Here is a 13,691-nt window from a genome sequence, read left to right as displayed (position 1 = left end):
AGAAACATGCCAGTTTTCGCTGGCGCAAAGACGAGGAGCGACGATGGCTCAGACCCATACTTTTAACGGTCGTAGGCGCGTACGCAAGTTTTTCGGTAAGATCCCTGAAGTCGCAGAGATGCCGAACCTTATCGAGGTTCAAAAGGCTTCCTACGATCAGTTCCTCATGGTTGAAGAACCGAAAGGCGGGCGTCTTGATGAAGGTCTGCAGGCTGTATTCAAGTCTGTATTCCCGATCCAGGATTTCTCCGGTGCTTCCATGCTTGAATTCGTCAAGTATGAGTTCGAAGCTCCTAAATTCGACGTTGACGAATGCCGTCAGCGCGATCTGACCTATGCTGCACCGCTGAAAGTCACACTGCGTCTGATCGTGTTCGATATTGACGAGGATACGGGCGCAAAGTCGATCAAGGACATCAAGGAACAGGACGTTTACATGGGCGATATGCCGCTCATGACCGACAACGGCACGTTCATTGTCAATGGTACCGAGCGCGTTATCGTTTCGCAGATGCACCGTTCGCCGGGCGTTTTCTTCGATCACGACAAGGGCAAAACCCATTCGTCCGGCAAGCTTCTGTTTGCTGCACGCGTCATTCCTTACCGCGGCTCATGGCTTGACATCGAATTCGATGCCAAGGACGTGGTCTATGCGCGTATTGATCGCCGCCGCAAGATTCCTGCGACATCGCTGTTGATGGCGCTGGGCATGGACAGCGAAGAAATCCTGTCGACATTCTACAACTCGCTGATGTTCAGCCGTGACGGCGATACATGGCGTATTCCTTTCTCCGTGGATCGTTTCCGTGGTTTCAAGGCTACGACAGACGTTATCGATGCCGATACCGGTGAGGTCATTCTCGAATCCGGCAAGAAGCTGACAGCACGCGCTGCCAAGCAGCTTGCTGAAAAGGGTCTGAAGTTCATCAAAGCGACGGAAGACGACCTGTTCGGCATGTATCTGGCCGAAGACATCGTCAACATGGAAACCGGTGAAGTCTATCTCGAAGCTGGCGATGAGCTGGACGAGAAGACACTCAAGGTTCTGCTCGATACCGGTGTGACCGAGATCAACGTTCTTGATATCGATCATGTCAATATCGGACCGTACATCCGCAATACGCTCGCAGTGGACAAGAATGAGGGCCGTCAGGATGCCTTGTTCGACATTTACCGCGTCATGCGTCCGGGTGAACCACCCACAATCGACTCGGCGGAAGCCATGTTCAAGTCGCTGTTCTTCGACAGCGAACGCTATGATCTGTCGGCTGTTGGCCGTGTAAAGATGAACATGCGTCTGGACCTGAATGCGGAGGACACTGTCCGCATCCTGCGCAAGGAAGACATCCTTGCAGTGGTCAAGATGCTGGTTGATCTGCGCGATGGCCGCGGCGAAATCGACGACATCGACAATCTCGGCAACCGCCGTGTACGTTCGGTCGGCGAATTGATGGAAAACCAGTACCGTGTTGGTCTGCTCCGCATGGAGCGCGCCATCAAGGAACGCATGTCGTCCATCGAAATTGATACTGTGATGCCGCAGGACCTGATCAACGCGAAGCCGGCAGCTGCCGCAGTTCGCGAATTCTTCGGTTCCTCTCAGCTGTCGCAGTTCATGGATCAGACCAACCCGCTTTCGGAAATCACCCACAAGCGCCGCCTTTCGGCTCTTGGACCCGGTGGTCTGACCCGCGAGCGCGCTGGCTTCGAAGTCCGCGACGTGCATCCGACCCATTACGGCCGTATCTGCCCGATTGAAACGCCGGAAGGCCCGAACATCGGTCTGATCAACTCACTAGCTACCTTTGCCCGGGTCAACAAGTACGGCTTTATCGAAAGCCCGTACCGCCGGATCATCGATGGCAAGGTAACAGACGACGTCGTCTATCTGTCGGCAATGGAAGAAGCCAAGTATCACGTGGCGCAGGCCAATGTGGAACTCGACGCTTCCGGTGCTTTCACCGACGAATTCGTTGTTTGCCGCCATGCGGGTGAAGTTTTGATGGCACCGCGTGAAAACGTGGATCTTATGGACGTTTCGCCGAAGCAGCTCGTATCGGTTGCCGCAGCGCTTATTCCGTTCCTGGAAAACGACGACGCCAACCGCGCTCTGATGGGCTCGAACATGCAGCGTCAGGCCGTTCCTCTGGTTCGTGCAGAAGCGCCGTTCGTTGGTACCGGCATGGAGCCGATCGTTGCCCGTGACTCGGGCGCCGCTATCGGTGCACGCCGTACAGGTATCGTCGATCAGGTGGATGCGACACGTATCGTTATCCGTGCAACGGAAGATCTCGTACCCGGCAAGTCCGGCGTCGATATCTACCGCCTGATGAAGTTCCAGCGTTCGAACCAGAACACCTGCATCAATCAGCGTCCGCTCGTTCGGGTTGGCGACAAGATTGAAAAGGGTGACATCATTGCCGACGGTCCTTCGACGGATCTGGGCGATTTGGCTCTGGGCCGCAACGTGCTCGTCGCGTTCATGCCTTGGAATGGCTACAACTACGAAGATTCCATCCTTCTGTCTGAAAAGATCGTTTCGGATGACGTCTTCACCTCGATCCACATCGAGGAGTTCGAAGTCATGGCTCGCGATACGAAGCTTGGACCGGAAGAAATCACGCGCGATATTCCGAACGTTTCGGAAGAAGCCCTGAAGAACCTGGACGAAGCCGGTATCGTGTATATCGGTGCCGAAGTTCAGCCGGGTGACATTCTGGTTGGCAAGATCACACCAAAGGGCGAAAGCCCGATGACGCCGGAAGAGAAGCTTCTGCGCGCCATCTTTGGTGAAAAGGCTTCTGACGTCCGTGACACCTCGATGCGCATGCCGCCCGGGACTTACGGTACGGTTGTGGAAGTTCGCGTTTTCAATCGCCACGGCGTTGAAAAGGACGAACGTGCCATGGCTATCGAACGCGAGGAAATCGAGCGTTTGGCCAAGGATCGTGACGACGAACAGGCTATTCTTGACCGTAACGTCTATGGCCGTCTGGCCGACGTTTTGACAGGCAAGCCTGCCGTTGCCGGACCGAAGGCGTTCAAGAAGGGCACTGTTGTTACGCAGGACGTCATGGGTGAACACCCGCGTTCCCAGTGGTGGCAGTTTGCTGTCGAGGACGAAAAGCTTCAGGGCGAAATCGAAGCTCTGCGCAACCAGTACGACGATTCCAAGAAGCTGCTTGAACAGCGTTTCATGGACAAGGTCGAGAAGGTCCAGCGCGGCGACGAGATGCCTCCGGGCGTCATGAAGATGGTCAAGGTCTTTGTTGCTGTGAAGCGCAAGATCCAGCCAGGCGACAAGATGGCCGGCCGTCACGGCAACAAGGGTGTTGTCTCGCGTATTGCTGCTGTTGAAGACATGCCGTTCCTTGAAGACGGAACGCATGTTGACATCGTGCTCAATCCGCTTGGCGTGCCAAGCCGCATGAACGTTGGTCAGATCCTGGAGACACATCTGGGCTGGGCATGCGCCGGAATGGGCAAGAAGATCGGCGAGCTGATCGAAGCCTACAAGGCACAGTATGCCGAGAGCGGCCAGGGCGACATTCTGCCGTTGCGGGCGACGATCGAGTCGATCATCCCTGACAACGACCGCAATGAGCCGGTTCGCAACTATGACGACGAGAGTATCGTTCGTCTGGGTGAACAGATGAAGCGTGGCGTGTCGATCGCAACGCCGGTGTTTGATGGTGCGCATGAACCAGACATCAACGTGATGCTGGAACAGGCAGGCCTCAAGTCTTCCGGTCAGTCGACACTCTATGACGGACGTACGGGTGAAACTTTCGATCGTCAGGTAACTGTCGGCTACATCTATATGCTGAAGCTGCACCACCTGGTTGACGACAAGATCCACGCCCGTTCGATCGGACCATACTCGCTCGTTACGCAGCAACCTCTGGGTGGTAAAGCCCAGTTCGGCGGTCAGCGCTTCGGTGAAATGGAGGTCTGGGCACTGGAAGCATACGGTGCGGCTTACACGCTGCAGGAAATGCTTACGGTCAAGTCCGATGACGTCGCCGGTCGTACCAAGGTCTATGAAGCTATCGTCCGCGGGGATGATACTTTCGAGGCCGGTATTCCGGAGAGCTTCAACGTTCTCGTCAAGGAAATGCGCTCGCTCGGTCTTAATGTCGAGCTGGACGATACGCGTAGCCAGGAACAGCAGCAGGCCTTGCCTGACGCTGCAGAGTAAAAAGGGCGGGGTGCGTGGCTTGGCTGCGCACCCAACCAGTTTTTCGGGCCGCTGAGGAAGCGGCATTTGATCTAGATGGACCCGCGGCGGCGGCTATCCATCGCAAGTAGAGGGCACTTTTTTGCCCCATGGAGAAACGGCATGAACCAAGAGGTCATGAATCTTTTCAATCCTCAGGTGCCTGTACAGGCATTCGATTCCATCCGGATTTCGATTGCCAGCCCTGAGAAGATTCTGTCCTGGTCATACGGTGAGATCAAGAAGCCGGAGACGATCAACTACCGCACGTTTAAGCCGGAGCGGGATGGTCTCTTCTGCGCTCGGATCTTCGGGCCGATCAAGGACTATGAATGCTTGTGCGGCAAGTACAAGCGTATGAAGTATAAGGGCATCATCTGCGAAAAGTGCGGCGTCGAAGTGACGTTGTCGCGCGTTCGCCGTGAGCGCATGGGCCATATCGAACTCGCAGCTCCGGTTGCGCACATCTGGTTCCTGAAGTCCCTGCCTAGCCGTATCGGCACTCTGCTCGACATGACCCTTAAGGGTATCGAGCGCGTTCTCTATTTCGAGAACTACATCGTGACCGAGCCTGGCCTGACATCTCTGAAAGAGCATCAGCTGCTTTCAGAAGAAGAATACATGATCGCTGTCGATGAGTTCGGTGAAGATTCCTTCACGGCACTGATCGGCGCGGAAGCTATTCATGAGCTTCTGGCTTCCATGGATCTGGAGAAGATTGCCGGCACCCTGCGTGAGGAACTGGCAACAACGACTTCCGACCTGAAGCAGAAGAAGCTGATGAAGCGTCTGAAGATCGTCGAAAACTTCATGGAATCGGGTAACCGTCCGGAATGGATGATCATGAAGATCGTTCCAGTTATTCCGCCGGACCTGCGTCCGCTTGTTCCGCTGGATGGCGGCCGTTTTGCGACGTCTGATCTGAACGACCTCTATCGTCGTGTGATCAACCGTAACAACCGTCTGAAGCGCCTGATCGAACTGCGCGCGCCTGGCATCATCATCCGCAACGAGAAGCGCATGCTTCAGGAATCGGTTGATGCTCTGTTCGACAACGGTCGTCGCGGCCGCGTCATCACCGGCGCCAACAAGCGTCCGCTGAAGTCGCTGTCCGATATGCTCAAGGGCAAGCAGGGCCGCTTCCGTCAGAACCTGCTCGGCAAGCGCGTCGATTATTCCGGCCGTTCGGTTATCGTGACCGGTCCTGAATTGAAGCTGCACCAGTGCGGTCTGCCAAAGAAGATGGCGCTCGAACTGTTCAAGCCGTTCATCTATGCCCGTCTCGACGCCAAGGGTTATTCCTCGACCGTCAAGCAGGCGAAGAAACTGGTTGAAAAGGAGAAGCCGGAAGTCTGGGATATCCTTGACGAAGTCATCCGCGAGCACCCGGTTCTGCTGAACCGTGCGCCGACGCTGCACCGTCTTGGCATCCAGGCATTCGAACCCATCCTGATCGAAGGCAAGGCAATCCAGCTGCATCCGCTCGTCTGTACCGCTTTCAACGCGGATTTCGACGGCGATCAGATGGCTGTTCACGTTCCGCTTTCTCTGGAAGCGCAGCTTGAAGCCCGCGTTCTGATGATGTCGACGAACAACATCCTGCACCCTGCAAACGGTCTGCCGGTTATCGTTCCGTCACAGGACATGGTTCTGGGCCTGTACTATCTGTCGATCGTTGCGGCTAAGGAGCCGGGCGAAGGCATGGCCTTTGCCGATATCGGTGAATTGCATCACGCCATTGGCAGCGGTGCTGTGACCCTGCACACCAAGATCAAGGGCCGCTTCAAGAGCATTGATGCGGACGGCAAGCCAACGTCGAAGATTTTCGACACGACGCCTGGCCGTATGATCATCGGTGAATTGCTGCCGAAGCACCACAATGTGCCTTTCGACATCTGCAATCAGGAAATGACCAAGAAGAACATCTCCAAGATGATCGACACGGTCTATCGCCATTGCGGACAGAAAGAGACGGTCATTTTCTGCGATCGCATCATGCAGCTTGGCTTCAGCCATGCTTGCCGTGCCGGTATTTCCTTCGGCAAGGACGACATGATCATTCCGGAAACCAAGGAAAAGCTGGTTGCTGAAACCGTTGCCTTGGCCACCGAATATGAACAGCAGTACAATGACGGCCTGATCACTCAGGGCGAAAAGTACAACAAGGTCGTCGACGCCTGGGGCAAGTGCACCGAGAAGGTCGCTGACGAAATGATGGCCCGAATTAAGGCCGTTGAGTTCGATCCTGTTACTGGTCGCCAGAAGCAGATGAACTCGATCTACATGATGTCGCATTCCGGCGCTCGTGGTTCGCCAAGCCAGATGCGTCAGCTGGGTGGTATGCGCGGATTGATGGCCAAGCCTTCGGGCGAAATCATCGAAACGCCGATCATTTCGAACTTCAAGGAAGGCTTGACCGTGAACGAGTACTTCAACTCGACACACGGTGCCCGTAAGGGTCTTGCCGATACCGCCTTGAAGACGGCTAACTCCGGTTACCTGACACGCCGTCTCGTTGACGTCGCACAGGATTGCATTGTCATCTCGGTGGATTGCGGCACGACAACGGGCCTCACCATGCAGCCGATCGTTGATGCCGGTCAGGTCGTTGCGACCATTGGCCAGCGTGTTCTCGGCCGTACGGCACTGGAAGACATCCTGCATCCGCTGACGGGTGACGTTCTTGTCACCGGTGGCAACATTATCGACGAGTTCGATATTGATGCCATTGAAAAGGCAGGCGTTCAGTCCATCCGCATCCGTTCGGCTCTCACCTGTGAGACCCGCGGCGGCATCTGCGCCAAGTGCTACGGCCGCGATCTGGCCCGTGGTACTCCGGTCAACCAGGGTGAAGCTGTCGGCGTTATCGCTGCTCAGTCGATCGGTGAGCCTGGCACGCAGCTGACGATGCGTACGTTCCACCTTGGTGGTACGGCGCAGGTTGTGGATCAGTCGTTCCTCGAAGCCAGCTATGAAGGCACTGTGCAGATCCGTAACCGCAATGTGGTGCGTAACTCTGATGGCCATCTGGTCGTCATGGGCCGTAACATGGCTGTTGTCATTCTTGATGCGACAGGCAAGGAACGTGCAACACACCGTGTTACCTACGGTTCGCGCATCTACGTCGATGATGGCGATACGGTTAAGCGCGGCCAGCGTGTTGCCGAGTGGGATCCTTATACCCGCCCGGTCATGACGGAAGTCGAAGGTCATGTCGAATTCGAAGACATGGTCGACGGTCTTTCCGTTTCGGAAACCACGGATGAGTCCACGGGCATCACCAAGCGCGTGGTTATCGACTGGCGTTCAACACCACGCGGTTCGGATCTGAAGCCATGCATCGTGGTCAAGGGCAAGGACGGCAAGGTTCTGAAACTGGCAAAGGGTGGCGATGCACGCTTCCAGCTGTCGGTTGAATCGATCCTTTCGGTTGAGCCTGGTTCCCATGTGAAGGCGGGTGACGTTCTTGCCCGTATTCCAATGGAAAGCGCCAAGACCAAGGACATCACCGGTGGTCTGCCGCGCGTTGCCGAACTGTTCGAAGCACGCCGTCCAAAGGATCATGCGATCATCGCAGAGATCGAAGGTACGGTTCGTTTCGGCCGCGACTACAAGAACAAGCGCCGCATCGTTATTGAACCGAACGACGAGACGCTCGAGCCTGTTGAATATCTGATCCCCAAGGGCAAGCCTTTCCATCTTCAGGATGGCGATGCGATCGAAAAGGGCGATTATATCCTCGACGGCAATCCAGCGCCGCACGACATTCTGGCCATCAAGGGCGTGGAAGCACTTGCTTCGTACCTCGTCAATGAAATCCAGGAAGTCTATCGTCTGCAGGGCGTTCTGATCAACGACAAGCACATCGAAGTGATTGTTCGTCAGATGTTGCAGAAGGTCGAGATCACCGAGTCAGGTGACACAGGCTTCATCGCCGGTGATCACGTTGACCGGATTGAACTTGACGAGATCAACGAGCGTCTTGAGGAAGATGGCAAGAAGTCGGGCTATGGCACTCCAGTGCTGCTCGGCATCACCAAAGCCTCGCTGCAGACACCGTCGTTCATCTCTGCTGCGTCCTTCCAGGAAACAACACGCGTCCTCACGGAAGCTGCTGTTGCCGGTAAGATGGATGCGCTGCAGGGCCTGAAGGAAAACGTCATCGTGGGCCGTCTTATCCCGGCCGGTACCGGTGGCACGGTCAAGCAGATCCGCCGCATTGCCGGTGCCCGCGATGAATTGATCATCGATGAGCGCCGCAAGGAAAGCGGAGCCGGTGCTGCCAAGGTTGACGCCATGTTGACCGACATGACAGGCACCCCGGCTGAATAAGCTGGTTGCTTAAAGAACAAGAAAAAGGCCGCCTTTCGAGGCGGCCTTTTTGTTTCCAGATGTTTTATACAAATACAGATTAGCGGATTGCTGCGCTATTCGTTGAATTCGATCAGCGCGGCCTGACCGGTGAGGGCGGTTTTCCAGGCTGAGAGATGCGGTTCTTCCTCCGGCTGTTCGGTCAAGGTGCCGATCTCGAGCAGCTCGGCCTCTTCATAACCCTCATTGGCCAGTATCTGCAGCGCTGTCTGGACCAGTCCATCGGCATCATCGTTCATAAGGAGCAGATGCACCTGCCGTGGCTCGTGGTCTTTGTTCTTCCACACGTCGGCAACGACGAGATGGACCGGTTTTGAGTCGGCAGGGGGTGTAGACATGGTAATGATTGCCGAATCTGTGTGTTTTGAGGCTCAAGTTTAGCCAAAACAGCTGGCGGCGTCTTGTGAATGGTGCAAATCCTTGTGCATGATGCGAAAGATTGCTTGAAATCGTGCCGATTGCGCGAAACAATCTTCCAGTCAGGCCCCAAAGTGCCCCAAAACGCTCCAAACCTTAATAATATTTAGACTTCAGGCTTGACGTAGAGCAGGGGACAAAGTATCAGCAGCACATCTGAGCCGATGTGAGATTGGCCGTTTCGGAGCGACACGCTCTGGAGTTCATCTCAAACAGGGTTCGTTTTACGAACGAAATGCAATTTGCCGCTCGCATGAGGCCTCAGGGCTTCCTCTGCTTTTATTCGGGCAACCACCCTCGCGGTGGTTTAGTTGCCCGAATTCGTGCATGAGCATGGCGCTGAAACGGCCCTGACGGGCGAAGATACGAGATTTGTGAAAGAGGGAAGGTTGAATGCCTACCGTAAACCAGTTGATCCGCAAGCCGCGCACTGCGCCGGTAAAGCGCAATAAAGTTCCTGCCTTGCAGGAAAACCCGCAGAAGCGCGGCGTTTGCACTCGCGTCTATACGACGACCCCAAAGAAGCCAAACTCGGCTCTTCGTAAGGTTGCCAAGGTGCGTTTGACGAATGGCTTCGAAGTTATCGGATACATTCCGGGTGAAGGCCACAACCTTCAGGAACACTCTGTCGTGATGATCCGCGGCGGCCGTGTAAAGGATTTGCCGGGCGTTCGTTATCACATCATTCGTGGTGTTCTCGATACGCAGGGCGTCAAGAATCGTAAGCAGCGCCGTTCCAAGTACGGTGCGAAGCGTCCGAAGTAAGATTTTCCGGGACTTTGGCCACCAGGTAGGTCAACCCGATGCAGATAAGAGACAGAGAATATGTCCAGACGCCATAGTGCAGAAAAGCGTGAGATCAACCCGGATCCAAAGTTCGGCGATCTCGTTCTGACAAAGTTCATGAATGCAGTCATGCATCATGGCAAGAAGTCGATTGCTGAACGTATCGTTTACGGTGCGCTTGAGTCGGTTGAAGCCAAGAGCAAGCAGGAGCCGGTTGCCCTGTTCCATCAGGCCCTCGACAATGTTGCGCCGCACGTTGAAGTGCGTTCGCGCCGTGTTGGTGGTGCGACTTACCAGGTACCGGTTGATGTTCGTCCAGAGCGTCGTCAGGCTCTTGCAATCCGTTGGCTGATCAATGCCGCTCGCGGTCGCAATGAGACCACGATGGTTGATCGCCTGTCCGGCGAGCTCCTGGATGCTGCAAACAACCGCGGCTCGGCTGTCAAGAAGCGTGAAGACACGCATCGCATGGCAGAAGCCAACCGCGCATTCTCGCATTACCGCTGGTAATCGTCGAAACCCTATTCTTAGAGGCACCAGATCATGGCCCGCGAATATAAAATCGAAGACTACCGTAACTTCGGTATCATGGCGCACATCGACGCCGGCAAGACCACGACCACCGAGCGTATTCTTTATTACACCGGCAAGTCGCACAAAATCGGTGAAGTTCATGATGGCGCCGCAACCATGGACTGGATGGAGCAGGAGCAGGAGCGTGGTATCACGATCACTTCCGCTGCAACCACGACATATTGGACAGGCCGTGATGGCAAGAAGCGTCGCTTCAACATCATCGATACGCCAGGCCACGTTGACTTCACGATTGAAGTAGAGCGCTCGCTGCGCGTTCTCGACGGTGCGATTGCACTGCTCGATGCCAACGCCGGTGTAGAGCCGCAGACTGAAACCGTATGGCGTCAGGCTGAGAAGTATCACGTTCCACGTATGATCTTCGTCAACAAGATGGACAAGACCGGCGCCGATTTCTATCGCTGCGTCGAAATGGTCAAGTCGCGTCTTGGTGCAACAGCTCTCGTTATGCAGCTGCCAATCGGCGCTGAGACAGAATTCAAGGGCGTTGTCGATCTGATCGAAATGAAGGCTCTGGTCTGGCGCGATGAGCAGCTGGGCGCTGAGTGGGATGTCGTTGAAATTCCTGCCGATCTTAAGGAACGTGCAGAAGAATATCGTGAAAAGCTGATCGAAACTGCCGTCGAAGTCGACGAAGCAGCGACCGAAGCCTATCTCGAAGGCAACATGCCAGACAATGATACAATCCGTAAGCTGATCCGTATCGGTACATGCCGCGTTGATTTCCATCCGGTATTCTGCGGTTCGGCGTTCAAGAACAAGGGCGTACAGCCACTTCTTGATGGTGTCGTTGACTTCTTGCCTTCGCCTGTTGATGTTCCTTCGATCAAGGGTATCGATCCTAAGACTGAAGCAGAAACAGTTCGCAAGTCTTCCGACGAAGAGCCTTTGTCGATGCTTGCATTCAAGATCATGAACGATCCGTTCGTTGGTTCGCTGACATTCTGCCGTATCTATTCCGGCAAGCTGACCAAGGGCATTTCGCTCGACAACACAGTCAAGGAAAAGCGCGAACGTATCGGCCGTATGCTGCAGATGCATTCCAACTCGCGTGAAGACATCGAAGAAGCGTTTGCCGGTGACATCGTTGCTTTGGCAGGCCTGAAGGAAACCACAACAGGTGATACGCTCTGCGATCCTCTGAAGCCGGTTATCCTTGAGCGGATGATTTTCCCTGAGCCGGTGATCGAAATTTCGATCGAGCCTAAGACCAAGGCAGACCAGGAAAAGATGGGCCTCGCGCTTAATCGTCTTGCTGCTGAAGATCCTTCATTCCGCGTCAAGTCGGACGAAGAATCAGGCCAGACAATCATTGCTGGCATGGGCGAACTTCATCTCGACATTCTCGTTGACCGTATGCGTCGCGAGTTCAAGGTCGAGGCAAATGTTGGTCAGCCGCAGGTTGCCTATCGTGAATCGATTACACGCAAGGCGGAAATTGACTACACCCACAAGAAGCAGTCGGGTGGTTCGGGCCAGTTCGCTCGTATCAAGGTGATCTTCGAGCCACATGATGGCGATGAGTTCATCTTTGAATCGAAGATCGTGGGCGGTTCCATTCCTAAGGAATACATTCCCGGCGTTCAAAAGGGTATCGAAAGCGTCATGGGTGCGGGTCCGCTCGCAGGCTTCCCGATGCTCGGCGTGAAAGCCACGCTGATCGACGGTGCTTACCACGATGTCGACTCCTCGGTTCTCGCCTTCGAAATCGCAGCTCGCGCTGCATTCCGCGAAGGTGCGCAGAAGGCTGGTGCCCAGCTGCTCGAACCGATCATGAAGGTCGAAGTTGTTACACCTGAAGATTACGTCGGTGACGTGATTGGTGATCTGAATTCACGTCGTGGTCAGATTTCGGGTACGGAAGCGCGTGGTATCGCGACTGTCGTCAACGCAAATGTCCCGCTGGCCAACATGTTTGGTTATGTGAGCAATCTGCGCTCGATGAGCCAGGGTCGTGCACAGTACACCATGCAGTTTGACCACTACGAACCTGTGCCGGCAGTTGTCGCGCAGGAAATTCAGAAGAAGTTTGCGTAACCATAAGGTTGCGCTTGACAGTTGAGTTAAGCCTGAGCAGGCGAACATATAACGGAGAGCTCAGATGGCTAAGAGCAAGTTTGAACGTAACAAGCCGCACGTCAACATCGGCACGATTGGTCACGTTGACCATGGCAAGACGTCGTTGACGGCAGCGATTACGAAGTATTTTGGTGAGTACAAGCCTTACGACCAGATCGATGCAGCGCCTGAAGAAAAGGCCCGCGGCATCACGATCTCGACGGCGCACGTTGAGTATGAGACGCCAGCGCGTCACTATGCACACGTTGATTGCCCAGGCCACGCTGACTATGTGAAGAACATGATCACCGGTGCTGCGCAGATGGACGGCGCGATCCTGGTTGTTTCGGCTGCCGACGGTCCGATGCCACAGACCCGCGAGCACATTCTGCTTGCCCGTCAGGTTGGTGTTCCTGCGATCGTTGTTTTCCTGAACAAGGTTGATCAGGTTGACGATGCCGAGCTTCTGGAACTGGTTGAACTGGAAGTGCGCGAGCTTCTGTCGAAATACGACTTCCCGGGCGACGATGTACCGATCGTCAAGGGTTCGGCTTTGGCTGCACTTGAAGATTCCAACAAGGAAATCGGCGAAGACGCAGTGCGCGCGCTGATGGCTGAAGTTGACAAGTACATCCCGACACCAGAGCGTCCGATCAACATGCCGTTCCTGATGCCGATCGAAGACGTATTTTCGATCTCGGGCCGTGGTACGGTTGTGACGGGCCGCGTTGAACGCGGTATCGTCAAGGTTGGTGAAGAAGTTGAAATCATCGGCATCAAGCCGACGACGAAGACAACAGTTACCGGCGTTGAAATGTTCCGCAAGCTGCTCGATCAGGGCCAGGCAGGCGACAACATCGGCGCGCTGATCCGCGGCGTTGGACGTGAAGACGTTGAGCGTGGCCAGATCCTTGCCAAGCCAGGTTCGGTCAAGCCGCACACGAAGTTCAAGGCAGAAGCCTATATCCTGACGAAGGATGAAGGTGGCCGTCATACGCCATTCTTCTCCAACTACCGTCCGCAGTTCTACTTCCGCACGACCGACGTGACGGGTGTGGTAACGCTGCCGGAAGGCACGGAAATGGTCATGCCTGGCGACAACATCTCGGTTGATGTGACGCTGATCGTGCCGATCGCCATGGAAGAGAAGCTCCGCTTCGCTATCCGTGAAGGTGGCCGTACCGTCGGTGCTGGCATCGTCGCTTCGATCATTGAGTAATATTAAGGTTTTATGCAGAGGCGCCTGCTA

The 13,691-nt window shown here is 55.1% G+C and carries 7 protein-coding genes; 6 read left to right on the top strand and 1 reads right to left on the bottom strand.

Annotated elements, in window-relative coordinates:
- Positions 1-43: 43 nt before the first annotated feature.
- Together rpoB and rpoC are read left to right on the top strand one after the other, a co-directional pair.
- Complete coding sequence (rpoB, locus tag HB779_RS14735) at positions 44-4,198, top strand: DNA-directed RNA polymerase subunit beta (RefSeq protein WP_188343075.1); 4,155 nt, start codon at positions 44-46, stop codon at positions 4,196-4,198.
- A gap of 141 nt (positions 4,199-4,339) precedes the next feature.
- A complete protein-coding gene (rpoC, locus tag HB779_RS14730) occupies positions 4,340-8,548 on the top strand; it encodes a DNA-directed RNA polymerase subunit beta' (protein WP_188343074.1) in 4,209 nt (1,402 codons plus the stop codon).
- 95 nt (positions 8,549-8,643) lie between these two features.
- Here the strand turns inward: rpoC and HB779_RS14725 are convergent, their stop codons facing one another.
- Positions 8,644-8,925, bottom strand: a complete 282-nt coding sequence (locus HB779_RS14725) for a hypothetical protein (RefSeq protein WP_188343073.1) — start codon at positions 8,923-8,925, stop codon at positions 8,644-8,646.
- 472 nt (positions 8,926-9,397) lie between these two features.
- Here HB779_RS14725 and rpsL point away from each other — a divergent pair, with 472 nt between their 5' ends.
- The 4 genes from rpsL (at position 9,398) to tuf (ending at position 13,661) form a co-directional block, all read left to right on the top strand.
- On the top strand, positions 9,398-9,769 hold the full coding sequence (rpsL, locus tag HB779_RS14720) for a 30S ribosomal protein S12 (RefSeq protein WP_008121760.1): 372 nt from the start codon (positions 9,398-9,400) through the stop codon (positions 9,767-9,769).
- Between the two features lie 60 nt (positions 9,770-9,829).
- Positions 9,830-10,300, top strand: coding sequence for a 30S ribosomal protein S7 (gene rpsG, locus HB779_RS14715; protein ID WP_008121762.1), 471 nt, complete (start codon positions 9,830-9,832; stop codon positions 10,298-10,300).
- A gap of 33 nt (positions 10,301-10,333) precedes the next feature.
- Positions 10,334-12,421, top strand: a complete 2,088-nt coding sequence (gene fusA, locus HB779_RS14710) for an elongation factor G (RefSeq protein ID WP_188343072.1) — start codon at positions 10,334-10,336, stop codon at positions 12,419-12,421.
- Between the two features lie 64 nt (positions 12,422-12,485).
- Complete coding sequence (tuf, locus tag HB779_RS14705; RefSeq protein WP_091877012.1) at positions 12,486-13,661, top strand: elongation factor Tu; 1,176 nt, start codon at positions 12,486-12,488, stop codon at positions 13,659-13,661.
- Positions 13,662-13,691 lie beyond the last annotated feature (30 nt).

It is taken from the genome of Phyllobacterium sp. 628, assembly GCF_014189505.1.
GTDB lineage: Bacteria > Pseudomonadota > Alphaproteobacteria > Rhizobiales > Rhizobiaceae > Phyllobacterium.
Note: the sequence above shows the minus strand (reverse complement) of the source record. Positions and strands in the feature narration are given on the sequence as shown.